Origin of the sequence: Corallococcus interemptor (genome assembly GCF_003668875.1) — a bacterium.
Taxonomy (GTDB): domain Bacteria; phylum Myxococcota; class Myxococcia; order Myxococcales; family Myxococcaceae; genus Corallococcus; species Corallococcus interemptor.
Genome location: NZ_RAWM01000001.1, coordinates 50,416 through 74,172 on the forward strand (window position 1 = coordinate 50,416; position 23,757 = coordinate 74,172).

Annotated in this window: 15 protein-coding genes; 8 read left to right on the plus strand and 7 right to left on the minus strand. The window is 67.4% G+C overall.

The features are described from left to right. Window positions 1–12: 12 nt before the first annotated feature. Together D7X96_RS00215 and D7X96_RS00220 are read right to left on the minus strand one after the other, a co-directional pair. Window positions 13–711 carry a helix-turn-helix transcriptional regulator gene (locus D7X96_RS00215; protein ID WP_121722913.1) on the minus strand — a complete coding sequence of 233 codons (699 nt, stop codon included), beginning with the start codon at window positions 709–711 and terminating at the stop codon, window positions 13–15. Window positions 712–767: 56 nt separating this feature from the next. Further along, entirely contained in the window at window positions 768–2,402 is a 1,635-nt protein-coding gene (locus D7X96_RS00220) for an invertase recombinase-like protein (protein WP_121768697.1), read from the minus strand. A 413-nt stretch (window positions 2,403–2,815) separates the two neighbouring features. Between D7X96_RS00220 and D7X96_RS00225 the strand changes: the two genes are divergently transcribed. After that, window positions 2,816–3,445 carry a DUF4386 domain-containing protein gene (locus D7X96_RS00225; protein ID WP_120547160.1) on the plus strand — a complete coding sequence of 210 codons (630 nt, stop codon included), beginning with the start codon at window positions 2,816–2,818 and terminating at the stop codon, window positions 3,443–3,445. Here D7X96_RS00225 and D7X96_RS00230 read toward each other — a convergent pair. From D7X96_RS00230 to D7X96_RS00245, 4 genes are all read right to left on the minus strand, one after another. Further along, the gene (locus D7X96_RS00230) at window positions 3,438–4,028 is read right to left on the minus strand and encodes a Crp/Fnr family transcriptional regulator (protein WP_120547161.1); all 591 of its coding nucleotides are present in this window, start codon (window positions 4,026–4,028) and stop codon (window positions 3,438–3,440) included. The genes D7X96_RS00225 and D7X96_RS00230 overlap by 8 nt on opposite strands. A gap of 3 nt (window positions 4,029–4,031) precedes the next feature. After that, a complete protein-coding gene (locus tag D7X96_RS00235; protein ID WP_121768698.1) occupies window positions 4,032–5,351 on the minus strand; it encodes an amidohydrolase in 1,320 nt (439 codons plus the stop codon). A gap of 80 nt (window positions 5,352–5,431) precedes the next feature. Then, the gene (locus D7X96_RS00240) at window positions 5,432–6,562 is read right to left on the minus strand and encodes a 50S ribosomal protein L11 methyltransferase (protein WP_244219396.1); all 1,131 of its coding nucleotides are present in this window, start codon (window positions 6,560–6,562) and stop codon (window positions 5,432–5,434) included. A gap of 163 nt (window positions 6,563–6,725) precedes the next feature. Further along, on the minus strand, window positions 6,726–11,018 hold the full coding sequence (locus D7X96_RS00245) for an nSTAND1 domain-containing NTPase (RefSeq protein ID WP_121768700.1): 4,293 nt from the start codon (window positions 11,016–11,018) through the stop codon (window positions 6,726–6,728). A 14-nt stretch (window positions 11,019–11,032) separates the two neighbouring features. Between D7X96_RS00245 and D7X96_RS00250 the strand changes: the two genes are divergently transcribed. The 3 genes from D7X96_RS00250 (at window position 11,033) to D7X96_RS00260 (ending at window position 16,524) form a co-directional block, all read left to right on the plus strand. Further along, complete coding sequence (locus D7X96_RS00250; RefSeq protein WP_208647246.1) at window positions 11,033–13,057, plus strand: toll/interleukin-1 receptor domain-containing protein; 2,025 nt, start codon at window positions 11,033–11,035, stop codon at window positions 13,055–13,057. Between the two features lie 45 nt (window positions 13,058–13,102). Continuing rightward, window positions 13,103–15,715: a tetratricopeptide repeat protein gene (locus D7X96_RS00255; RefSeq protein ID WP_121768701.1), complete on the plus strand. Its 2,613-nt coding sequence runs from the start codon at window positions 13,103–13,105 to the stop codon at window positions 15,713–15,715. 149 nt (window positions 15,716–15,864) lie between these two features. After that, window positions 15,865–16,524, plus strand: coding sequence for a hypothetical protein (locus tag D7X96_RS00260; protein WP_147468192.1), 660 nt, complete (start codon window positions 15,865–15,867; stop codon window positions 16,522–16,524). A gap of 430 nt (window positions 16,525–16,954) precedes the next feature. On the opposite strand, the gene D7X96_RS00270 is transcribed toward D7X96_RS00260, so the two are convergent. After that, a complete protein-coding gene (locus tag D7X96_RS00270; RefSeq protein ID WP_199747011.1) occupies window positions 16,955–17,764 on the minus strand; it encodes a bile acid:sodium symporter family protein in 810 nt (269 codons plus the stop codon). A 336-nt stretch (window positions 17,765–18,100) separates the two neighbouring features. Here D7X96_RS00270 and D7X96_RS00275 point away from each other — a divergent pair, with 336 nt between their 5' ends. The 4 genes from D7X96_RS00275 to D7X96_RS00290 all read left to right on the plus strand — a co-directional run bounded on the left by D7X96_RS00275 (window position 18,101) and on the right by D7X96_RS00290 (window position 23,749). Continuing rightward, entirely contained in the window at window positions 18,101–20,380 is a 2,280-nt protein-coding gene (locus D7X96_RS00275) for an arylsulfatase (RefSeq protein ID WP_244219397.1), read from the plus strand. 36 nt (window positions 20,381–20,416) lie between these two features. Next, window positions 20,417–20,809: an MgtC/SapB family protein gene (locus tag D7X96_RS00280; RefSeq protein WP_120547187.1), complete on the plus strand. Its 393-nt coding sequence runs from the start codon at window positions 20,417–20,419 to the stop codon at window positions 20,807–20,809. 211 nt (window positions 20,810–21,020) lie between these two features. Continuing rightward, window positions 21,021–22,703 carry a hypothetical protein gene (locus D7X96_RS00285; RefSeq protein WP_167510779.1) on the plus strand — a complete coding sequence of 561 codons (1,683 nt, stop codon included), beginning with the start codon at window positions 21,021–21,023 and terminating at the stop codon, window positions 22,701–22,703. After that, the gene (locus tag D7X96_RS00290; protein WP_120547169.1) at window positions 22,703–23,749 is read left to right on the plus strand and encodes a hypothetical protein; all 1,047 of its coding nucleotides are present in this window, start codon (window positions 22,703–22,705) and stop codon (window positions 23,747–23,749) included. The genes D7X96_RS00285 and D7X96_RS00290 overlap by 1 nt, the downstream gene beginning before the upstream one ends. Window positions 23,750–23,757 lie beyond the last annotated feature (8 nt).

Genomic DNA, 23,757 nt, shown 5'->3' on the forward strand with positions numbered 1-23,757 from the left:
GCCCGCGAGGTGTCAGTTTCTGGCAGCAGTGAGCGGCGGCTGCCGGGCGCGCCACTCCTTGACCATTTCAGCGCGGCGGCGCGGATAGCGCGCCCCGGTGGCCTCCACCGCGAGGATGCGGTCGACCCGGAACGCCCGGTAGTCCTTCCGCAGCTCACACCACGCGGGGACGACCATCACCCGTTCGAAGAAGCCGATGAGCAGCGGCCAGATGGTGCGCTGCGTGTGGGCCCCCGAGGTGTCGCGGTAGGAGATGGACAGCGTCTCCTCCTTCCGGATGGCGGCGCGGATGACGGACACGTCGACTTTGGCAGGCTCCGCTGTCGTGAAGGCCGGGACCGTCAGCGTCGCCGCGTCGACGCTCTCACGAAGTTCAGCGGGCAGCACGGCGCGGATCTTCGCCACGGCGTTGCCGGCGGCCGCTCCCAGGCGCGCATCGCCTCGCACCGCGACCCAGCGCGAGCCGAGCACCAGGGCTTCGAGCTCATCCACGGAGAAGTTCAGCGGCGGCAGCGTGAAGCCGGGGCGCAGGACATAGCCCACGCCGGCTTCACCGCGGATGTCCGCGCCCTGCTCCTGCAAGGTCGCGATGTCGCGGTAGAGCGTGCGGAGGGAGATGCCCAGCTCCCGCGCCAGGTCCACGCCGGACACGGGCGCGCGGTGCCGTCGCAGCGCCTGCATGAGCTCCAGAAGCCGGGCCGCGCGAGCCATGGAAGGTCCCCCCGCGAGGCGATGCCGCTCGACACGGCATCGCCTCCCGTCAGCCGCTAGTCCTTCGTGCAGACGACGTCGTCGACCTGGAGGTGGTCGCGGTCGGCGACGCTGCGGCTGGGATAGAAGAACAGGCGCCAGTCGCGCACGTTGCCGGTGAACTTGAAGAACACCGGCTGCCACTCGTCGCTGTCGACGGTGATGAAGTCCGTCTGCGGGCTCCAGCCGCCGCTCGAATAGCTGCGGTGGCGGATGCTGCCGTGGCCACGCACGCGGTACGAGCAGGAGTAGTTGCCCGCCGCCACGTTGAACTTCTCGGTCGTGAAGCGCTCCGCGGTCTGGATGGGGACCACGAACTGGAGCGCCGCCGAGCCGCCGTGCACCGCGTTCGTGTAGCGCGCGAGCCGCGAGGGCTTGATCTCCGAGCCCGGGTCCGTGACGCCGTTGTCCAGGCCGTACCAGTAATCCGGGACGAAGTTGTTCCCGTAGTAGGGGATGGCCCGGGTGCTCCAGCTCTCGAAGCCGCCGTTGCGGAGGATGTTCGCGGAGTGCTCGGCGGCGACGCAGCGGCGGGTGGCCGGGTCGCAGGCGGGCAGGGCGCCCTTGCAGTCATACGTCGTGAAGCAGGCCCCTTCGGCCAGCTCGCACACGCCCGTGGACGGGTTGCAGCTCGTCGCCGGGTTGTTGCACGTGACACCGGCGCAGGGGTCGCCCTCGATGCAGAGGTGCGAGGCGGTGTCACAGAGCGGCGTCTCCGGGGTCCCCGCGCAATCCGCGTGGCGGGTGCAGCGGTCCGCTGCCGTCACGCAGGTGTGGGTGGCATCGCAGGCCTGCCACTCGCGGCAGTCCGACGCGTCGTCGCAGCGGCCGGAGAGCGGCTGGCAGGTCGCGGTGGCGTTGTCACAGCGCGCCCACTCCTCGCAGCTGATCTGATCGCACGCCTCGGGGGCCCGCACGCAGCGGACGTTGTCGATGACCACATGCTCGCCGGTGGTGTTCCGGACGCTGAAGATGAGCTCGAAGGTGTCGAAGACGGGGCTGGCCAGGTTGAAGTTGTAGGTCACCTGGGTCCACGTCTGGCCGCTGATGGACTTGTACGCCGAGTAGCTGGAGTAGTCCGTGTCGAAGAAGGCGTTGCGGACGTCGCCGGTCCCCCGGGCCTGGTAGGTGCAGGAGTACTTGCCCGCGGGCATGGACTTCGCCGCGGTGCTGAAGCGCCTGTGGGTGTCCGAGGTGTTGATCAGCCGCGCCGCGTTCACGCCCTCGAACGCCTGCGTCGTGACCTTCTGCACCTCTTCGATGTTCGACGTGCTGCCGGACCACAGCGCCGGAAGCGCGTTGGGCCACGCCTCGAAGCCGCCGTTGTCGATGACGTTCCCGTCGTTGGGCTCGGTGCCCGCGTCCGTCCCGGAGCCCGCGTCGGTGGGCTCGGTGCCCGCATCGGTGGGCTCGGTGCCGGAGTCAGGCGTCTCGGTGCCGGAGTCAGGCGTCTCGGTGCCGGAGTCCGGGCTCTCCGAGCCCGCGTCGTCCGGCTCGGTGCCGGCATCGTCCTGCTCGGAGCCGGAGTCCGGCACTCCGACGCCCGCGTCCGGCCGGGACTGCCCGGCGTCGGGCGTCTCCGGAGAAGTCGAATCGCCACACGCGACGGCCAACACCAGCAACGAAGTCAGACACACTCGAAACAACTTCAACGCGACCTCCGGTTCCAGAACTGGATCTTTCGTACCACACTGTACCGGAGAGCCATCCCCCGCAGGGGCTTCAGCGACCTCCAGTGCGGCCCTGCTCCACTCGGGAGAGGGCCCTGGGGGCACCTCCTCGCGAACCGGGGCCTGGTAGGTCACGAACAGGGCGGCGACGAGCGCGGCCAGGGCGCCTCCCAGCGCGAGGGGCCGCTCCCACCGGCTCCAGGTGCGGGTGACGGCCCGGGGACGCAGCTCACGCGCCACGGCCAGCCACAGGCGGTCCCCTGACGGGGAGGAAGGAACCGGTCAGCGAAAATGGTTCGCGGGAATGGCGTTATTGACCCTCGTCAATGCGGGGGAGGGCGGGGGCTCTCTACTCTCCAGGCCACAACGTCACCGAACGTTCTGGAGTCCTCGCGATGCGCATCACCCGCCGTCACTCCCGCGCCCTGGGAGCCCTCTTCCTCCTTCCGTTCTTCGCCTACGGCCTGGGCACCGCGCTCGTCACCTCCGTCCTGAAGCAGCCGGAGCAGCTGGCCGGACAGCGGGCGCTGTTCGTCGGGGGGGCGGTGCTGCTCGTGTTGAACTCCCTCATGGTCGTGGGGATTGGCGTGCTGTTCTTCCCCATCCTCCGCGAGCGGAGCCCAGGCATCGCCATCGCGTATGTCTGCACGCGGGTGATGGAAGCGCTGACCTTCGTCATCGGGGTGGTGTTCCTGCTGTGCATCCTTCAGCTCGGAGACTCCACCACGCCGGAGGGAGGAACCCTGTTAAAGCTCTTCTCTCAGGCGAATGTCTGGGCGTACCAGCTGGCGATGACCATCCTGGGAGTCGGCAGCGCGGCGGCCTTCCTGTCGCTGCACCGCTCCCAGTGGCTTCCCGCGTTCCTCCCGCGGGTGGGCGCGGTGGGCTACGGACTCCTGTCGGTGGGGGCCGTGCTCGAAATCTTCGGCCTGCCGTACGGCATGATCTTCTCCGGACCTGGAGGCCTGTTCGAGCTGTTCCTTGGAAGCTGGCTCATCATCCGGGGCTTCCGGACGGTCACGTAGCCGGCTTGCCACGCGTGGCGAGCCGCTTGCGGATCCGGCTCAGCGACTCGGGCTTCACGCCGATGTAGCTGGCCAGCTGGTACTGCGGAATCCGCTGGAGGATGTCCGGCCGCATCTTCGACAGCTTGAGGTAGCGCTGCTCCGGAGTGTCCGTGAGGTAGGACGCGAACCACTCCTGCTGCTCGGCCAGGACCTTCTGCATCACCAGCCGGGAGATGCTCTCGAAGCGAGGGAAGCGCCGATACAGGTCCCCCTCGCGCTGAGCGGTGCCCACCACCACCGTGGTGTCCTCCGCGCACACCCAGAAGTGTTCCGCCGGGGTCTGGTTCATCATGCTGTGAATCGAGAGGACCCAGTCGTCCTCGGTGAAGAACCCGTTGCTGCGCTCCTCACCGTCGACGACCGAGTACTGGCGGACGCAGCCCTGGAGGACGAAGTAGGCCTCGGTGCAGACCTGTCCCGCCATGAGCAGGTGCGTGCCCTTGGGGCAGCGCTTCACCACCATGCTGTCCAGGATGGCCTGGGCCTCCTCGTCCGACAGAGGGGCGATGCGGCGGAAGTAGTCGACGAGCCTGGTCTTCATCCCTCAGGGCCTGCCCAGCAGCTCCAGCGCGGCGGTGGTCAGCACGGTGACGCCGGTGCGCAGCGCGCGCTCGCGGTCCGGCGCGTAGAGGGGTGAGTGCGGGGAGGGCAGCGCCTCCTCCGAGCCCTTGGCCTCGGCGAAGCGTTGGGGCTCCGTGATGCCCAGCCACAGCATCACCGCGGGCACGCCCGCGCGGCCATATTCGGAGAAGTCCTCGCCGCCCATGACGGGCGGTGTCTCGCTGAGGTTCTTCTCGCCCAGCACCTTGCCCACCGAGTCCACCAGCCGCTTCGTGAGCGCGGGGTCATTGAAGGTCGCGGGCGTGCCCTCGGTGACCTTGACGTCGGGGGGCCGGGGCGCTCCGGAGACCATCGCCTCTGCCTTGGCGACGCGCTCGATGCCGGCCAGCAGCGCCTTGCGCACCTCCGGCTTGTACGTGCGCACCGTGAGCTGCAGGCGCACCTCGTCCGGGATGATGTTGTGCTTGGTGCCACCGTGGATGGAGCCCACCGTGATGACCGCCGGCTCCAGCGGGCTCTTCTCCCGGCTGACGAGCGTCTGCAGCGCGAGGATGGTTCGCGCCGCCATCACCACCGGATCCACGGTGGTGTGCGGGTACGCACCGTGTCCGCCCTTGCCGTGGAGGGTGACGTCCACCGAGTCCACACTCGCCAGCGCATAACCCGAGGTGAACCGCACCGTCCCCGCCGGGGCGGTGGCCGCGGTGTGCAGGGCCACGGCGAAGTCCGGCTTGGGGAAGCGCTTGAACAGGCCATCCGCCAGCATCTGCCGGGCCCCGGCGCCAATCTCCTCGGCCGGCTGCCCCACCAGCATCAGCGTGCCACGCCACCGGTCCTTCGTCCGCGCCAGCAGCGTCGCCGTGCCAATCCAAGACGTCATGTGCACGTCGTGCCCGCACGCGTGCATCACCGCGACCTCCGCTCCAGCCGCATCCTTCGCCTTCGCCTTGCTGGCGTAGGGCAGCCCCGTCTTCTCCTCCACCGGCAGCCCGTCCAGGTCCGTGCGGAGCATCACCGTGGGCCCCTTGCCGTTGCGCAGCAGGGCCACCACGCCGTGTCCGCCCACCTCCGGTGTCACCTCGAAGCCGAGCTTGCGCAGGCGCTCGGCCAGCTTCGCCGCCGTCTTCTCCTCCTGGAGTGACAGCTCCGGCGTCTGGTGCAGGTCGCGGTAGAGCGCGTCCAGGTCCGGGTACAGCGCGTCCAGGCCCGCGAGGACCGGGGCAGGGGGCGCGGCCGCGAGCACGGGGCCGGCGGGCGCCGCCACACAGGCGAAGAGCAGGGGAAGCAGGGGAAGCGTTTTCACCAGGGAGCCTCCGGTCCGTCGGGGAGCGCGAACCAAAGCACGGACCGTGGGCCTGGCGCTGCGTTCCAGGACGCGACTCGTCAGGCAGGCCGGGTGGGGACGAGTCCGTAGAGGGTGGTGACCTCCCGGGAGCGCGCGGCGTGCAAGGGGTCTGCCTTGTCCTTCGCCTTGGAGTGCCGCGCCGGGATGGACTTCCGCCAGGCCACCTTCAGGCCGCAACGCTCGAACTGCTCCTCGAGCCACCCGGACGGACGCAGGCCCAGCAGCACCGCCAGGTCCGACAGGATGAGCAATCCCTCTCCTCCCGGCGTGAGGGCCGCGGGGAGTCCTTCAAGGAAGCGCCGCAGGAACTGGCTGTCCTCGTCGAACACCGCGCGGTCCACCCGGTTCTTGGGCGGCTCGGGGATCCACGGCGGGTTGCAGACGACGAGGTCCGCCTTTCCCTCCGGGAACAGGTCCGCCTCCGTCACCTGGAAGCGCTGCGAGAGGCCCAGCCGCTCCGCGTTCTCGCGAGCGCAGGCCACCGCGCGGGAGTCGCAGTCCGTGGCCTGCGCGGACGCCGCTCCGCGCTGCAGGAGGAGGAAGGACAGCACGCCGGTGCCGGTGCCTACGTCGAAGACGCGCTTGCCCTTCACGTCCGGCCCCGCCGCCAGCAGTTCCACGTAGTCCGTGCGTGTGGGCAGGTAGACGCCGTAGTGCGGATGGAGCAGTCCCTTCAGGCCCGGGACCTCCAATCCCTTGCGCCGCCACTCCGCGGCCCCGAGCATTCCAAGCAGCTGCTTGAGCGGCACCACGGTGAAGTCCGCCGTCGGCTCGCCCCACACCTGCCGGCACGCCTCCGCGACCTCCGGCGCACGCGCGAGTTCCATGCGGTAGCCGCGGTCCAGCGCCACGACGATGCGAGACAGCGTCGCATGCTCCTCTTGCCGCGCGCGGCGTTCGGCCCGGAAGGCCTCCAGCGGTGAGCGGGCCTGCCAGGGCCGTTCGAGCCGCCGGCCCAGCGCCCCCAGCAACTGCTTCGCGTTGTGGAAGTCACCGGTGTAGCGCAGGAACTCGCCCCGGCGGACGCGCTTGAGCGCGGCGTCCGCACTGAGCGCGTCATCCACGGGCGACAGGCGCGTGGGGGCAGGCTCGTCACTCTCCGAGTGCCAGGTGAACGCGGTGCCGGGCGGAAACTCGAAGGGTGCGGCGGGGCGGCGGGAACGGTCCATGGGGCCAGGGGTAGCACGTCCTTGCTTCCCCGGTCCTGGGTCTCTCGTGGATTCGTTCCTGCTTCGCCGGGAGGCGGGCCGAACTGGTCGGGCTTGGCGCATGCGCCAAGCCCAGTCTCGAGTGCTCCTGCGCCTATGCGGTGCTGGACGTGCCGCCGCTCTACTACTCAGGACATTCGATTTCCTCGTGGAGAAACGTACGGCGCTCGTCGCACTCAAGTTCCCTGCCCGCGTCGAGCCTCGCGAAAGCCTGGGGGGCCCAACGCCAGCTTGGCCACAGCTGCACGATGCCGTTGTTGGAGGCCGTGAGCACGTACGTGCCATCCGGGCTGAAGCGCGCCTGCGAGATGGCATTGGAGTGCCCCTGAAGCCGGGCGAGCGGCACACCGGTAGCGGCATCCCAGATTCTCGCGGTGCCATCTTCAGAGGCAGTCAGCACCCATGCGCCGTCGGGGCTGAACATGACGGAGGTCACGGGCTGAGAATGTCCTTGGAGCAGGGCAATGGCCTCGCCGGTCGCAGCTTCCCAAAGGAGCGCATGACCTTCAAAGAAACCGGTAATGACTTTCGTGTCATCTGGACTGAATGCAGCTCGTTGCGGTCCAAGGAATGCTCCAAGAGGCGTGACCAGTTGTCGCCCGGAGGAGACATCCCAGAGATGCGCGGCGGCTAGATCCGCCGACGAGATTTCGGAGGGCTTCACGCCCTTGGCCAGGTTTTTGGCGAGATTTAGCAGGCCTTCCATCGAGGTGGTGAGAAGGCGCGAGCCATCAGGGCTGAAGGCAGTCATCATCGACGGGGTCAATTGTCCCTCGAGGGTGGCGAGTTGCTTGCCCGAAGTGGTGTTCCAGACGCTTGCGTCTCTCTCCTGAAAAAAGGTGATGACGCGTGACCCGTCAGGACTGAATTCCGCTGTGATGACATCCGCGGGGAGTCCGTCCAGTGTGGTCAGTTGCTTGCCCGTGGTTGTATCCCAGACGGGAATACTCCTGCCTGCGGAGAGCTTGAGCAGGCGCGCACCGTCAGGACTGAACGCCGACAGGGACTTCTCCGGCGCATAGCCCTCCAGGAGAACGGATTCTTGATACGTGAATGTGCTCTCGATGCGTGCGCCGCCATCCTCCGAAATCATGAGCACGCGGGAGCCGTCAGGGCTGAATTTTTCGGGATGCATTCCTGATGGCTGTGCCGGTGGCGTATGGATTGGCTTGCCTGAGGAGGTATCCCAGATTCGTGCGGTGCCGTCCTCGGACACTGTGAGGATTCGCAAGCCATCCGGACTGAAGGTCGCAGGACCCTTCTCCTGATCATGACCGGTGAGCGTGAGAACAGGCTTGCCCGGGGCCGCGTCCCAGACCCGGGCGATGCCATCATAGGATGCAGTGAGAATTCGCGTGCCGTCGGGGCTGAATCTAGCGGTCGTCAGGCGGTGGGTGTGGCCCTGGAGCGTCGCGAGCTGTCTGCCTGAAGACACGTCCCAGATTCGAGCGGTACCATCCGCGGACGCAGTGAGGATCTGGGCGCCATTGGAATTGAACGTCGCTGACCCCACGCCCCCGAAATGGCCCAGGAGCGTCATGAGGTGCTTGCCCGAAGAGGCCTCCCAGATGCGGGCGGTTCCATCAGAGGAAGCCGTGACAATCCGGCTTCCATCAGGGCTGTAGACCGCGGATTCAACGGAGGCGGCGTGGCCCTTGAGGCTGGCGAGTTGCTTGCCCGACCTGGCGTCCCAGATTCGAGTAGAACCGTCTTCAGAGGCCGTGAGGACCCTGGATTCGTCCAGATTGAAGACAGCCAGCTCCAAGGCCATCGAGTGGCCTTTGAACTGAAGCAGTTGCTTGCCCGAGCCCGCATCCCAGAGGCGAGCGGTTCCATCGTCCGAGGCGGTCAGGACTCGCATGCCATCACGGCTGAAGATCGCGGTTTGCACCTCTTTTTCGTGGCCTTTGAGCTCGGTGAGAAGTTGACCGGACGCGGTCGCTGAGATGTGAACGGTGCTGTCGTAGGAAGCCGTGAGGACTTTTGTCCCATCTGGACTGAATTGTACGAACCACACCACGCTGGAGTGACCCTGGAGCGTGAACAGCTGCTTCCCCGAGGCGGTGTCCCAGAGATATGCCTCTCCCCGACGAGTCGCGGTCAGGATGCGAGAGCCATCAGGGCTGAAGCTTCCAACTGTGCCTTTCAGATTGGCAATAGGCTTGCCGGACGAGGCATCCCAAAGCCGCGCGATATTATCGTCCGAGAAGGTAAGGATGCGCGAGGCATCCCGATTGAACCTGGCACTGAAGAGAAAACCTCCCTGCACCCGCAGGACTCTGAGACACGGTTCCTGGCTCCACGCATCCAGGATCTCACCGAGATTGTCGACCGGGGCCAGACGTTGCGCCTCTTGGAGGAGGAGGAGCGCGCGCTGAGGGTCTTCGCTGATGTTCTGGCGCGCGCTCAGGGCCAGCTCGCGTGAAAGGGCGACACGCTTCTCCTGGTAGAGCAGGACAGAGCCTCCCGCGGCCGCGAGGATCGCCACGGAAAGCCCGGCGACGAGGTTGCGAAGCAGTCGCGCGGCTCTGCGCGCCTTCGCTGCTCCTTCGGCTTCGGTCCTCCGGCGGGCTTCGCTCTCCTCAGTGAGACGGCGCGCGGCATCGAGATCTCGCTGCGTCCGTGACTCCGCCTCACGCTGCAGTTCGTCGCGCTGACTCCGGCTTGCTTCGAGGAACTCTCGCTCAAGCTGATTGAGCAGGGCCGGCTTGTGTTTGAAGAGCTCCTCGGCGTCCAGGAGCCGTGCCCCGGCGTAGAGATAGCTGGCGTCGCGCCCCTGTTCCTTCCACTCCCCCGCGACCTCCGCGAGGCGACGCTGGATCCTCAATTCCCGACGGTCCTCGTCCAGCCACCCACGCAGGGTCGGCCAGGTTCGGATGAGGACTTCGTGGGCCAGTTCGACGCTGTGCTGGTCCGCGACGATGAGCCGGGCCCCAGGTCCGGAAAGCACCCCCAGGACGTGGTCGAGCAACGTCCCGGGCACGCCAGGAAAGTCGAGTTCCGTGCGAGCCACGCGGCGCCGGGTGTCCTCGCGGTCTTCCCCCAACGAGGTCAGGCGGACCAGGAGAAGCCGCGCCACTTCACGCTCTTCGGGCTGGAGCCCCTCGTAGCAAGCCTGTGCCCGACGTTGGAGGGCCTGGGCAAGTCCTCCGCTGGCTTCGTATGCCGCGAGGGTCAGCCAGGTTCCCCGCCGTGCCCGCCAGAGTTGGTCCAGGGCATCTTCCAGCAGCGGCAGTGCTCCCGGTTCACGAGAGATGTCCTTGAGAATGGTGGTGAGCAGCCCCTTTTCCAGGAAGGCGCCTACCTTCTGGGCGGGGCGAAGAATGACGTCGCGAAAGGCCTCGTCGCCAAGACCGCCCAGCAGGGCGTCGCGATCCTGCAGCAACTCCCGTAGCGGTCCGAGACTCAAGCACCGGTCGAAGAAGTCGGCTCGCAGCGTGACGATGATGCGCAACGCATTGCTGCCTCTCAGCGCGGCCTCTCGCAGGTTGGCGACGAAAGGGTTGACCTCCCCCGCCTCCTCGTTCTCAGGGGCATGGGTGAAGAGCTCCTCGAGTTGATCCACCACCAGGATGAGGGGGCTGGGGCTTTCCGGAAAGAGGGAGCCAACGACCGTGCGAAGTCCGTCGGGCCGCTCCAGGAAGCGAGCGTGGAGGGCATCCGCCAACTGGAGGCGCTGCTCCGCGTGCACCTCCTGGGATGCGAGCACATCCGCCAGTGCGCGCAGGGGCCTGTCTCCCGGACGAAAGGTCCAGGTCCGTGACGCTGGGGTAGGGCTGCCGTGTCGCTGTTTCAGGCGGGGGAGCACTCCGCCGAGGACCAAGGAGGACTTGCCACAGCCGGACGGGCCCACGACCGCGACAAACCTCTCATCGCGCAGTTTCTCCAGCGTTCGCTCGATGTCGGACTCGCGACCGAAAAAATACTCGCTGTGGGGCTCATCAAACGCGAGCAGACCCCGGTAGGGCGCCGGCTCATCCGGCAGCAGGAGGGTCGTGCTGGACGGAGCCCGGCCCTGGATCCCGGCCACCAGCCGGTTGAAGGCCTCTTCCCCATCGAGCCCATCACGGAAGTCGACCCATGTGCGGAGGCCTAGAAACCCCGAGAGCTGCTCGGGGCTGGCACCGGGAAGCAGAACGGGAATGAGCCGGAAGTCATCTCGATGCCGGACGGCGTGCATGAGGGCCAACTGGAGCTCCTCATGGTGCCAGGGGCCCAGACCCGAAGGGCCGAAGAAGACGGCGGCGGTCTCACTCTCGGCGAGAGCCTGCTCCAGGGCCGGCTGCCACGGTGCACCTGGGACGAGGTGCCACTTGTCCAGGAAAGGGCTGAGGCTGGCCTCGTCCCGCAGCCGTCCTGCGATCTGTTCGACGGCGGGTTTGTCCGCACTGCTGTGCGATAGGAAGACGTGGAACATATGGTCGCGCGAGCATGACGCAGCGGCCGGAGGCGTGGAAGGATGGCCGGCGAGTCAGGGGGCTGAGAGTCATGATGCGGCAAGTCCGCGAAGCGCGTGGCGCACTGGCGGCGTGGTGGAATCGCCTCTGGGGCTATGACCTCTTCATCTCGTACTCGAGGCGGGACGCGTTGAGCTATGCCCAGCAACTGGACCGGATGCTCACTGCGGCGGGCTTTCTCTGCTTCCGGGATGAGGACCGGGTCTGGGCGGGGGACCACCTCCCCTCGAAGCTGCTCACGGCGGCTCGAAGAAGCCGGGTGCTGCTCGTCGTCCTGAGTCCCCAGGCGCTGGACTCGGACTGGGTCAAAGCGGAACTCGCCACGTACCTCGCGGTGGAAGGAGAGCGGCAGGTCATTCCCCTCTTCTTCGACCCGCGGCACCCGGAGGGGTTACCCGATGCCTTCGGTCGTCTCCGAGACTACCTCGGTCTCTACGAGGCCTATGACCGGCTCCATCAGGCCGAGCCCGAATCCAGGCTCCTTGAAGAGATTCGCCGGCGCTTCCAGGGGATCCGGCAACGCACCCTGCGCCGGGGGACGTTGGCGGCGCTGGCGCTTGGGCTGGGGGGGACCGCGATGGTGGGCTGGAGTCAGCTCCAGCAGGCGCGCGCGGAGACAATCCAGCGACAGTGGCGGGAGCGAGCCGTCGGCTTCCTCCAGGCCCATCGCAATGACATGGCGGAGGTTGCGCTCGCGCGGGCTCATGCGGCCGGAGCAGCAACAGGCGAGGAAGACCTCCAGCGGCAATACCGGGATGCGAGAGCCGGGAGGATGCTGGTCCCGATGAGGACGCTTGACGTCTCCCCCTCTGCGCGGCTGCACCATTGGGACGCCTGGAAGGATGAGCCCTACGCCGTCCTCTACGAAAACGCGTCCGGGAAGCTCGAGCTGGACTTCCAGGGCACACGCCGGGCGCTCCCGTCGTGCCCCACGGAGCCACGGGTGACCTCACGGAGTGAATGGCTCGCCTGGGCGTGCGACCGCGTGCTGTACCGCATCCGGCTGGACTCACCGGATGCGGTCGTGCAGAGCGCGCTCGCGCAGGAGCCGGAGGAACTGTCCTTCAGCGCCCGGGAGCTTCGACTGCTGGAGCGGACCGGCACCCAGGTCCACGTCCGGGGGCTGAACGAGGAGACGCTCGCCGAGCAATGGAAGACGTTCTTTCCGCTCGAGTCACCCCAGGCACTCGTCCATCTCTGCCCGGGCGGGGACTTCCTGGCCTACGCCATCACGGCGGATGCGAGAGCCCTGCACCTCCATCGCTGGCAACTGGATGCATCAGTCGCCTCCACGGTGTCGGTTCCATTCCAGGAGGATCTCCAGGCATTGAACGCAGGGGGCGTCGATCTGGGCTCGGTGACGCAGGACGCTCACTGTGGGCGATTCATTCTCAGCTATGCCCCGTGGACATGGTTTGGACGGACGACCCAGGACTTCCGCTGGCTCCTGCTCGCATGGGGGGACGTTCCACCCGTCCGCGCCCTGGAGCCGGGGCTTCGTGAGCCCCGGTTGGTGGAGCGGAGCACGGGTTCGGAGGCGGTGTACCTCAGCGATTCGAGGGATTTGCGACGGCTCCCCGTGGTCCCGCCCATGGTCGTGGCACCAGAGGTGCGCACGCTTGCCTCGGGCGTGCAGTCCTTCGCGGTGTGGAGTCCCCCCGGGGAGGATGCGCCACTCCAGTTGTTGTCCATGAACGCGGACGACCTGGAGGTCCACGACGCGGACGCGCTGCGGGCCCGATATCCAGTCGGTGTCGATGAAGTGCTGCGCATCCGCGTCTCCGCCGATGGCACGTTCATCGCTGTCGAGGGAAGGGAGCGTCTCTTCATCTGGAAGCGCGCGGTCTCCTCGACGCCGGAAGGAATTCCAGCGCTGGACGTGCTGTCGCGGGAGCTCGGAGTGAGGCTCCTGGAGGACGGCTCATTCCGCTACACCGCGATCGAGGAAGCACCTCGCGCAGCCTCGCGGACCGACCCTCCGCCGGAGCACGAGCGATGACGCCACGCACCGCGTTGGCGAACAGGGGATACTGCCGGGGACACCATGCATCAGCGCTCCACTTCATCCGTTCGGAAGTCACCCACTGGCACGTTCCGCTACGACTTCGCAATCTCGATGGCAGGCAGTCAGCGGCCCAAAGCCAGGCGACTCGCGGCTGAGTTGCGCCGCCTGCGACCGGACGTAAAGCTCTTCCTGGATGAGGAGCGTCAGTCAGAGCTCTTCTGGAAGAACGAGCACGACCTTCGTGAAATCTATGCCTCCAGCTCACGCTACGTCGTGTCGTTCATCTCAAAGGACTACGAGACCAGCCGATGGACGCGCATGGAGTTCGAGGCCGCGGAGGAAGCGGAACGGCAGCGAGGCAACCGCGTCCTCCTTGCCATCCAGTGCGATGACACGACGTTCCTGGGCCTGGCACGCAACGTCATCAAGCCCGACACGCGCACAAGCACCCTCCGGAGCATCGCCGAGGCACTGATTGCCCGGCTGGAGGAGGAGCGCCCCGCGCAGCCCGGGCCGCCGGTGCGCGATTTGTCGCGGTTGTTCTCGGCCAGTCATCGCCGCGCTTTGGGGTTGCTCGCCGTTTTTGACGAGGTTCCTCTGGAGTTGCTGCAGCCGTGCTTCCCAGACATCCGCTGGACAAAGATTCTCCAAGACCTGCAGCGCTCCGGGCTCGTGACGTCCGAAGAGGGATTCCTCCGGCTCAAACCCGAGCTGAATCGATCATTTCGGCAGGATTCTGAGGAGGCAAAGAAGCGTCAGGCAGCTTGGAAGGAGGGACTCACGAAGCTCCGGCATCACCCTGACATTGCCCTGATGTACGCGAAGGTCAGCTTCGACTTGGGTGACTTACAGTCCGGATGCGAGGTGGTGATTGCCGCAGGGCATTTCGTGGACGACCCCGGGCTGTTGCGCGTCTACTCTGACGCGCTCATAGGCATTCTTACCCACGAGCGCTTCACGGTGATTGGAGACCACCAGCGCAGGCGTGCCCTCAATGCTTTGGGCATCTGTCTCTGCCGTCAGGGAATGCTGGAGGAGGCGCGAGAGCTCTTCCGGCGGCTCTTGGGATGGAGCAGAGTCACAGGCGATGCCTGGGCTCAGGGACAAGCGCTGATCAACGCGGGAGTCGCGGAGATCCGGCTCGAACACCCGCTGCGCGCCAGGGCGCTCTACGAGATGGCTGCCGAGCACGCGCGGAAGACGTCAGACCGCATCCTGCGGGGCAGGGCTTTGGGAAACCTGGCGATGATGGGGATGGGGCAGCCGGGGCGGGCCGAACGGATGTTAAGGGAGAGCATCGAACTCAAGAAGGAATCCCGCGATGAGGCCGGCCTCTTCGCGGGAGACTTCGCGCAGGGGCTCCTGACGGCGAGGGCCGGCCAATGGCGCGAGGCCCTCGGACACTTCAGGCAGGCCGCCGAGCGTGCCCGGCGCACGGGAAGAGTATCTGAAGAGGCTGCGGTGCTCGTGCAACTGGGCGAGTGTTGCTTCAGGACAGGGCGCGTGTCAGCGGCCCTTTCGACATATCGAAAGGCACGACAGCTCGCGGACAGTCTGCCGGAGCAGCATGCGGAGCGGAACAGTGCGCTCATCGCCGCAATCCAGGGCGAGGCGGTGGTCCTGCGTGAGTCGCGGCAGGGGATGGCGGCGGAACCCCTGTTCCTGGAGCTCATGCGGCTCAAGGAACGGAGCGGCGACCGGCAGGGCGCCCTGGACGTCGCCCATGATCTGGCCCTGCTTCGCGCGGAGCATGGGAAGAAGGCGGAGGCCCTGAAGCTGCTCGAGAAGACGGCGGCCCGAGCGCTCCGATTGAAGCTCTTCGAGCCTGCCTGCCGCTGTCTCCTGGAAGCGGCGAGACTCATCGAAGGAAAACCAGCTCGCGTTCGCGCACTGCTCCGTCGAGCAGGGGCAGTGGTCACAGCCCACGGAACTCCCGAGCAGCGCATCCATGTCGCGCTGCAACAAGCGACTTACGAGAACGCGCAGTGGCGCTTCGACGAGTGCAAGGCACTTCTCCGAAACGTGCAGCCCCTGGCGAGGGAGGCGGGACTGAGGCTGATGCTGCTCCATTCCCGGTTGGAGCTGCTCCTCCAGGCAAAGCGCTGGCACCAGGCGAAGCGGCTGTTCTCGACACTCACACGCCTCGCCGAGAAGAGCGGACAGCACGAGGCATCCATCAATGCCCATCTGCTCATGGGCGAGCGCCTCTGGGCCGCGAACGATGATTTCCGCTTCGAGGCTTGTCAGGCCTATGTCGCGGCGCTGTTTCTTGCGATTTCAGAGAGCGAGCACCTGGAGGATGACGCATTCATCAAGGTGGGCATCCAGATGGCCGCGACGCTCATGCGCCATCCGGACGACGCCGTTCCCTTCGAGGAACTCTCGGCCAGGCTGTCGCGCTGGCTCATCCGGGAATGGAATCTGGCCGAGCACTCCGAGATCCAGAACCTTGGACTCTGGCCGCTGAAGGTTGCCCGCGAGCTTCGGCCGATGCTCCAGCGGCGCAAGCCTTCTCCGCGCGTCATCGAACGGCTGGTTGATCGGGAGTTCAGGAGAGCACTGGACGGTGCCTCGAAAGCCATTGACCGCATGGAGTCACTGTCGGTGAACTCAGAAGAGCCCGATGAGTCGACCGATTCAGGCACCTGTTAGTGCGCAGCGTGCTCACCGCGCGCTCGACAAGTGACGCAACTGTCGCGCCCGAAGGGAACTCAATCTCGAAATCTTGTCTTGTCGCCACTTCTCTCTCAGTGTGGGCGATGCAATCCAGGTGCTTGGACACTCAGAGAGGAAGAACGGCGATGAACGCGTGGAAGTCGATGTGGATTCTGGGCTGTGGAGTGCTGGTTTCGTGCGGTGCACCGATGCCGGACGAAGAGGCGGCGACGCCTGGCACGCAGCAGCAGGGCCTTGCCCAGGTCTTCACCCAGCAGGCGGACTTCACGGCAGCCACCGGCGCCACTCCGCTCGCGTTTCCGGCGGTCGCGTTCGACGCGTATCCGGACCATCCCTCGGGGGCCGCGTCGAGTTGTGTCAGGACGCTGCCAGGCGTGGACCTGCCGTGGGGCTCCAGCACGCCCACCGTCAATGTCCTGGCGCCTCGCGCCAAGGACTGGCTCTGCTTCATGGGACCCGGCTGGGACCACGGCAACACGAACCCACTGCCCGTGAAGCCCACGCTCCTCGCCGTCGGTGAGGACGACTTCGAGATTGCCTTCCTGCGTCCCGTCTCCGCCGTGGGCCTGGAGTTGCTCACGAACCGTCTGGCTCAGCACAAGGTGACGCTGACCTTCACGGATGCCTCTCAAGAGGTCCTCGACGACGCGGTGCTTGCGACAGGCGCCAATGCCTTCGCGTTCGTGGGCATCCAATCCACCAAGCGCATCCGGTCCCTCTTCATCGACTCCAGCGGAGGCGGTACGGAGAACGAGGGCATCGCCGCCATCTGGACCGCGCCGTAACAGCGAGCCAGGCCCCGGCTCGGTGCCTGGGTGTGATGGCGCGCGATCCCACCGTGCCTATCTCTGGACCATGGACGTCATCGACCTCATCGACCGGGCCCGCGACAGCATCTCCGCGCGCTCCGTTTTCGGCCAACCCATCCAGCAGGCGGAGGTCACCGTGATTCCCGTCGCGCGCGTGAGGGGGGGGAGGCGGCGGGGGAGGCGAGGGCCCCGTCGGTGAGGGTGACTTGAAGGAAGGCAAGGGACATGGGGAAGGCACCGGCTTTGGACTGAGCGCGCGCCCGGCCGGTGCCTTCGTCATTCGAGGAGACAGGGTGTCGTGGCAGCCCGTCATCGAGCCCACGCGCATCATCCTCGGCTTCCAGGTGCTGGCGGGAGTCGCGCTGCTCGCCTACACGCTATCCGTGTCGCATCGGTGAGCCGTGCCCTACGTTACAGGTGCCCGGCGCAAAACCCTGACGCGGCTGCGTCGCGCGAGGAGCCACGCAATCGGGAAGAGGACCGCGAACCCGACCAGCGAGGAGACGACGACCATCACTTCGGCGTCCTGATTCCCCATCCCCTGGGTGGCCACCACCATCGCCGCGGCGATGTTGCGTTGTCCGGTGCCCAGACCCAACACCACATGTCCTCCGCGGTACTCACGGCCAAGGACCCAGCCGACGCCGAAGGCGCCCGGAATCAGGATCAGCGGAGCGAGGATGGCGCCTGTGCGGATGATGCGCACGACGCCCCCGAAGTTGGCCACGAGGGTCGCGGCGATCAGCACGGCCAACGCCACCAAGGCGAGCTTGCCCAACCCGGGCCGCAGCCGTTGCGCCAGCGTCGGGTGCCGGGCCCGGACGTAGAGCCCCGCGCCCAAAGGGAGAATCATCGTCCACAGCAGTGGCAGCGCGATGGCCGCCGGACGCACGCTCACGTCCGGTACCATCCGTGGAACCATCAGGGGCATGTAGAGGACGGTGGCCAGCATGAGGAGCACCGTCAGTGACGCGCTCAACGGCATGTTGCCGCCCGCGACCGCGGTGAGCCTCACGAGGAAGAGCGCCCCCGCCCCTGTGCCGATGAGCATGACGCCGGTGGCGTAGGACCTGTCCAGGGGAAGCACCTGCACCACGCCATACGCGAGCAGTGGGACGAGGACGAAGTTCGCCAGCAGCGCACGCATGAGCCCACGCGAGTCGCGCAGCGGGCCCAACAGCTCGCGAAGCGTATGGCTCAGTCCGACGGTGAGCATGGTGCAAACGGAGAACACCAGGATCCCGATGCTCGCCAGCGCCTGAAGGAGTCCAACCCCCATGCGTTGAAGGTCACGGTGCCCGTATGAAACCGCAAGGTCTCCGGGACGGCCGCGCGACCAGGCCGCCGGGCAAGGACTCGCCTGCGCGCCCCGCGTGAGCGTCACACAGGCGGATGGCCGGGCCGGACCCGTGGCTTGCAGTCCTGTTCGTCGTCCTCATCTCTCAGGAGGAGGCGCGCGACGATGGCGAGGAAGAAGGGGCGGGCTCCAAGGCGGATTGAACGGGACACATACCCGAGGCCCGAGCACCGCTTCCCGAATGCAAGGATTGGAATGACCTGGAGGGATTCGCAACCCGACTCCCCCGGCTTCCAGAAGGCGCCGCCGGGCGCGCCGAACATCGTGCTCGTGCTGCTGGACGACGTGGGCTACGGGTGGCCGAGCAGCTACGGCGGGCTCGTGCGCATGCCCACCTCGGAGCGGCTGGCGAAGCAGGGCCTCACCTACTGCCAGTTCCACACCACCGCGCTCTGCGCGCCCACCCGGGCGGCGCTGCTCACCGGCCGCAATCACCACTCGGCGTCCTTCGGGGTGGTGGGGGAGATGGCCACCGGCTATCCGGGCTACAGCGGAATCCTCTCGCGAAGCTGCGCGACCATCGCGGAGCTGCTTGCCCCCAACGGCTACGCCACCGGTTGGTGGGGAAAGAACCACACCACTCCGCTGAACCAGGCCTCCGCCGCGGGGCCCTTCACGCACTGGCCCACCCGGCGCGGCTTCGACTACTTCTACGGGTTCCTCGGCGGAGGGACGGATCAGTTCTATCCAGCGCTCTACCGGAACACGACGCCCGTCAATCCCACGGGCACGCCGGAGCAGGGCTACCAGCTCACCCGGGACCTCGCGAACGACTGCATCGCCTGGATGCGAACGCAGAAGGCCATCGCTCCGGAGAGACCGTTCTTCGTGCACTTCGCCCCCGCCGCGGCGCACGGCCCGCACCAGCCGCCTCTCGACTGGCGCGGGCGGAATGCCGGCCGCTTCGACATGGGCTGGGACCGCTACCGCGAAGTCGTCCACCAGCGACAGCTCGAAATGGGCGTCATCGCCCCGGGCACGAGGCTGACCTCAAGGCCGGATGAGATACCGGCCTGGGACAGCTTCGATGCCCAGGCGCAGGCGCTGCTCCGCGTCCAGGCGGAGAACTACGCGGACTACCTGGAGCACTGCGACCACGAAGTGGGCCGGCTGGTCCAAGCGCTCGAGGAGCTGGGCGAGTTCGAGAACACGCTCTTCCTCTACATCCTCGGCGACAACGGCTCGAGCGCGGAGGGGTCGCTGACGGGGACCCCCAACGAGACCGCCAGCATGCAAGGCATTGAACCGCCCATCGAAGCGAGCCTCGCGCGGATGGGGGAGTGGGGGCTGCCGGGAACCACGCCGCATTACGCGGTGGGATGGGCCTGGGCCGGGGACACCCCGTTCCAATGGATGAAACAGGTGGCGTCCCATTTCGGGGGCACCCGCAACGGGATGATCGTGAGCTGGCCCGCGTGGATCGCCGACAAGGGCCAGAAGCGCTTCCAATTCCATCACGTCATCGACGTCGTCCCCACGCTCCTGGAGGCCGTGGGAATCCGCGAGCCGGTCAGCGTGGATGGCGTGCCGCAGAAGCCCATCGAAGGCGTGAGCATGGCGTACACCTTCGACCGGGCCAACGCGGAGGCGAAGAGCCCGCGCACCACGCAGTACTTCGAGATGCTGGGCAACCGCGCGCTCTATCACGACGGTTGGATTGCCTGCTGCCGGCACGGGCGGCTCCCCTGGGTCACCCGGGGCAGTGCCCGCTTCGAGGAGGACACCTGGGAGCTGTACCACCTGGATGAGGACTTCAGTCAGTCCGAGGACCTGGCGGCCCGCCATCCCCAGAAGCTGCGCGAGCTTCAGGACCTGTTCCTGCTGGAGGCGGCGAAGCACGACGTGTTCCCGCTGGATGATCGCTTCGCGGAGCGCGCGGATGTGAGCTTGAGGCCGGGCTTCTTCGCCGGCCGCAGGCGGCTGCTCCTTCCCCCGGGCCTGGTGAGGCTCCCGGAGAGCAGCGGCCCCAAGCTGGCGAACGTCGACCACACCATCACCCTTCACGCGAGGCTTCCCGAGAGTGGCGCCGAGGGCGTACTGGTGTGCCTGGGAGGAGATACCGCGGGGTGGAGCCTGTTCGTGGAGGACGGGCGGATGCGCTACCACTACAACTGGTTCGGGTTCGAGCGCTTCGACGTCCTCTCCGGGGCAGCACTCCCTGGCGGTGATGCCGAGCTCCGGATGGAGTTCACCTGCGAGACGCCGGGGACACCCGGAGGGCCCGCCATGGTGCGGCTCCTCTGCGACGGCACCGTGGTGGGGGAGGGGCGGATCGCCAGACAGGTGCCCGGGTACTTCGGCCTCGGCGAGACGCTCGATATCGGAGAGGACACGCTCTCCCCGGTCTGGCCCGGCTACCGCGACCGGTTGCCCTTCCGCTTCAACGGGGTCATCGACCGGGTGGAGTTCGAGCTCGGAGAGGCCGCGCCACGCAGCATGACGGAGCTGCTCGAGGAACAGCTCCATCAGGACTGAGGTTCCACGGTGGAAGGGCTCGGCCTGGATGTGAGCATGTTGGTTCGCCTGGCGGTGGCCTTCGCGCTGGGCTTGCCCGTGGGTTGGGAACGGGATCACCGGGCGCTCTCGCCCGGACTGCGCACGTTCCCGCTCGTCGCCATGGGAGCGTGTGCATTCCTGCTCATCGGGCAGCAGGCCTTCCCCGACGAGGCGCGCGCTCAGGGCTATGTCTTTCAGGCGGTGTTGAGCGGCATCGGTTTCATCGGCGGCGGTGTCATCGTCAAGGGCAGGGGAGAGATCCAGGGGATCGCGACCGCCGTGAGCATCTGGATCACCGCCGCGGTCGGGGCCGCTGTCGCCTACCGGCTCTATTGGCTCGGGGTGGTCCTATCACTCACGACCGTGGCCACGCTGCAGCTGCTGAGGCCGCTCAAGCACCACCCGTAGCCCGGATCTCGCTTCCGTTTCATGGAGTCATGCGCCCGGTGTATTGTTCGTGCATATGCACTGGCACTTGCACTTGAAGCGCGCGGCCCTGCTGGCTGTGCTCTTCGCGGCGTCCGGGCTCACCGGAGTCGACGCGCACGCACAACAATGTGGCCCCGACGCACCTCCCCCCGCCGTCCCTCTCAATGATCAGATGAGCGGCACGCGGGTCTTGCGCCGCCTCGTCCTCGGTCTCACGGGGACGACGCCCACCGCCGAGCAGTACGAGGCGATGGCGGCCGCGACCACGCCCGAGGCGCGGGACTCCATCCTGCGCTCCACGCTCGAGGCCGCGCTCACCTCGCCGAAGTTCTACGAGCGGATGGTGAACTTCGGCCACGAGTGGCTCGCGGTGGGCGCATACACCACCGGCGCGGCGGGTGACGCCTACCAGGGCGACATGTCCGGCCACCTCTTCAAGTGCGCCGCCAACACCGCGCACCCGGGCGCGTACTACGCCGTGCACGAGTTCGGCGATTCGAAGGACCCGGCCAGGCAGTGCCAGGACCAGGACGCCGACGGCAACCCCGCCGTGCCCGAGGTGCACCAGGTGGAGCCCTGGTGGGCGCCGGGCACGACCGTCACCGTGCTCGGCAAGGCCGGCTCCGACGTCACCCAGGTCACCGACAGCAAGGGCCAGCCGGTCGACTGCGGCCTCGCGAACGGCGGCTACTACGACCCCATGCTGCCCCCCGCGTGCGGCTGCGGCCCGAACCTGGTGTGGTGCAGCCCGCTCTACGGCCTCCAGGGCAACAGCAACCACGACTTCGGCATGCAGCGCCGGCACCCCTACGAGGAGCCCGCGCGCCTCTTCGCGCACCTCGCGTGGCATGACCGGCCGCTCTCGGACCTCATCCTCGGAAACTACTCGGTCGGCACCAACTGGCTGCGCGCGCTGTACGTGCGCTTCGGCCGGCAGATGGGCAACAGCGCGCTGGACAAGAACACCACGTGGTGGCGTCCCGACGCGGACAACGCGCCGCGCGACCCGCTGCACCCCACGCCGAATGATCCGCAGGCGTGGCGCGAGTTCGTGGTCGAGGACCTGGAGCCCTTCCACCTCGCGCTCACCCCGGACCGGGCGCGCTCCGGCAGCATCGATCGCACCTACCGCTTCGACCCACGCACCACGACCGACGCGCCCCAGGGCCTCCCCACCGCGGGCGTGCTCACCATGATCGGCTCGCTGTCGTCCTTCCCGCGCGAGCGCGTCCGGGCCGCGCGCTTCCTTGAGATGTTCGCCTGCCAGAGCTTCTCGCCACCGCCCGCGGACGTGCACTTCCCGCCCCTGGAGGTGGACCCCGGCACCGGCGGCACGTGCCTGCACTGCCACCGGACGCTCGACCCCGCGGCCATCTCCTTCAAGCGCTGGGACTTCAACCCGGCCCAGAGCTTCTACGTCCCGTGGCCCTTCATGCCGGGCGTGGGCCGCTACCGCATCACCAAGGAGTGGCTGTCCGGGCAGTACCCGTACACCGGCACCTCGCCGGGTTACCGCTGGAAGAACGCGTTCGTCCCCAACACCCTCCTCACGCCCGTCACCCCCGAGCAGGTGAAGGCCAACCCCGAGGCGGTGCTGCTCGACACGATGCCGGACACGTACACGCTGCTCGGCGAGCACGGCGACGGCACCATGGGGCCGCTCGGCTTCGGGAAGCTCGTCGTGCGCTCCGGCGAGTTCGACCGCTGCGTCGCGCGCAAGATGTATTCGATGTTCATCGGCCGCGACCTGAACCCGGCCACGGAGAAGGGCTTCATCGACAAGCTCGCGCGGGAGTTCGTCGCGGGCGACCGGAAGCTGAAACCCTTCCTCCGATACCTCTTCGAACAGCCCGAGCTGCGGAGGGGCCTGTGATGAACACGTTGCGTTCGACCCTGAGGGGCGCCGCGCTGGCCGCGGTCGCGCTCCTCGCCGTGAGCTGCGACGGGAAGATCTGGGACGCTCCCGGTGACTCCGCGGAGGACCCGGGCGGCGACAGCTGCGCGGCCGTGAGCAAGAACGACGAGATCCGTCTCGCGCTCGCGCCCGCGTGCCAGGGCTGCCACCTCACCGGCAACAAGCCCTTCTTCGCCTCGCTCACCGCCTTCGAGAACGGGCTCGTCTACAACGAGAAGTACGTGAAGCGCGGCGACCCCGGGAACAGCATGCTCATCCAGCTGCTGAACGGCGTGGCCCCCGGCAGCTATCCCCAGATGCCGCCCGGGCAGCCGTACAACGAGCTCGTCAGCAGCGGCCGCGTCACGCTGACCATCGCGCAGGTGGAGGACTGGATTCGCAACCTGCCGGCCACGCCCGCGCAACTGGAGGCCCCCGTGGCCGGGGAGTTCAGCGTCCGCCGGCTCACCGCCGAGGAGATGATCCTCAGCCTGATGGATCAGCTCGGGCTCACCCTCGAGGACTTCGTCAGCACCACCGACCCCAACTGGCGCAACAAGCCGTACGTGGCGAACGGTGGCAAGTTCTTCATCTGGCCCGGGGACTGGGCCCCCGGCATCTCGGGCGAGTACGTCTCCGACTCGCGCAGCGTCGAGCGCTTCGAGGCGCTCGGCGGCGGCAATTCGCTCCTGTACCGCAAGCGGGACGTGGGCTTCGGTCCGTCCGCCGCGCAGACGCTGGTGCAGATGTCCCAGGCGTGGTGCGCGCGCGCCGTGGACAAGAAGAACAACCCGGCGGTGCTGCGCTACGTGACGCTCGCCGACACCTCCAGGAGCAACCCGGACGCGGTGCGGAAGAACCTGGGCTCGCTCTACCTGCGCATGCTCGGCCAGCCGCCCTCGGACGCGGAGGCCAAGGTGCTGTACGAGCAGGTCTACCTGCCGCTGGAGGCGCAGAACACGCGCCTCGCCTGGATTGGCGTCTGCGCGGCGCTCATCCGTCACCCGATGTGGATCACCTACTGAGCGAGGAC

What these genes read in the sequence shown, in the direction of transcription:
- D7X96_RS00250 (WP_208647246.1), top strand. Translation starts at nt 11,033, where the DNA reads ATGACGCAGCGGCCGGAGGCGTGGAAGGATGGCCGGCGAGTCAGGGGG.
- D7X96_RS00245 (WP_121768700.1), bottom strand. Translation starts at nt 11,018, where the DNA reads ATGTTCCACGTCTTCCTATCGCACAGCAGTGCGGACAAACCCGCCGTC.
- D7X96_RS00240 (WP_244219396.1), bottom strand. Translation starts at nt 6,562, where the DNA reads ATGGACCGTTCCCGCCGCCCCGCCGCACCCTTCGAGTTTCCGCCCGGC.
- D7X96_RS00230 (WP_120547161.1), bottom strand. Translation starts at nt 4,028, where the DNA reads ATGAAGACCAGGCTCGTCGACTACTTCCGCCGCATCGCCCCTCTGTCG.
- D7X96_RS00255 (WP_121768701.1), top strand. Translation starts at nt 13,103, where the DNA reads ATGCATCAGCGCTCCACTTCATCCGTTCGGAAGTCACCCACTGGCACG.
- D7X96_RS00290 (WP_120547169.1), top strand. Translation starts at nt 22,703, where the DNA reads ATGAACACGTTGCGTTCGACCCTGAGGGGCGCCGCGCTGGCCGCGGTC.
- D7X96_RS00215 (WP_121722913.1), bottom strand. Translation starts at nt 711, where the DNA reads ATGGCTCGCGCGGCCCGGCTTCTGGAGCTCATGCAGGCGCTGCGACGG.
- D7X96_RS00280 (WP_120547187.1), top strand. Translation starts at nt 20,417, where the DNA reads ATGTTGGTTCGCCTGGCGGTGGCCTTCGCGCTGGGCTTGCCCGTGGGT.
- D7X96_RS00225 (WP_120547160.1), top strand. Translation starts at nt 2,816, where the DNA reads ATGCGCATCACCCGCCGTCACTCCCGCGCCCTGGGAGCCCTCTTCCTC.
- D7X96_RS00260 (WP_147468192.1), top strand. Translation starts at nt 15,865, where the DNA reads ATGAACGCGTGGAAGTCGATGTGGATTCTGGGCTGTGGAGTGCTGGTT.
- D7X96_RS00275 (WP_244219397.1), top strand. Translation starts at nt 18,101, where the DNA reads ATGACCTGGAGGGATTCGCAACCCGACTCCCCCGGCTTCCAGAAGGCG.
- D7X96_RS00270 (WP_199747011.1), bottom strand. Translation starts at nt 17,764, where the DNA reads ATGCTCACCGTCGGACTGAGCCATACGCTTCGCGAGCTGTTGGGCCCG.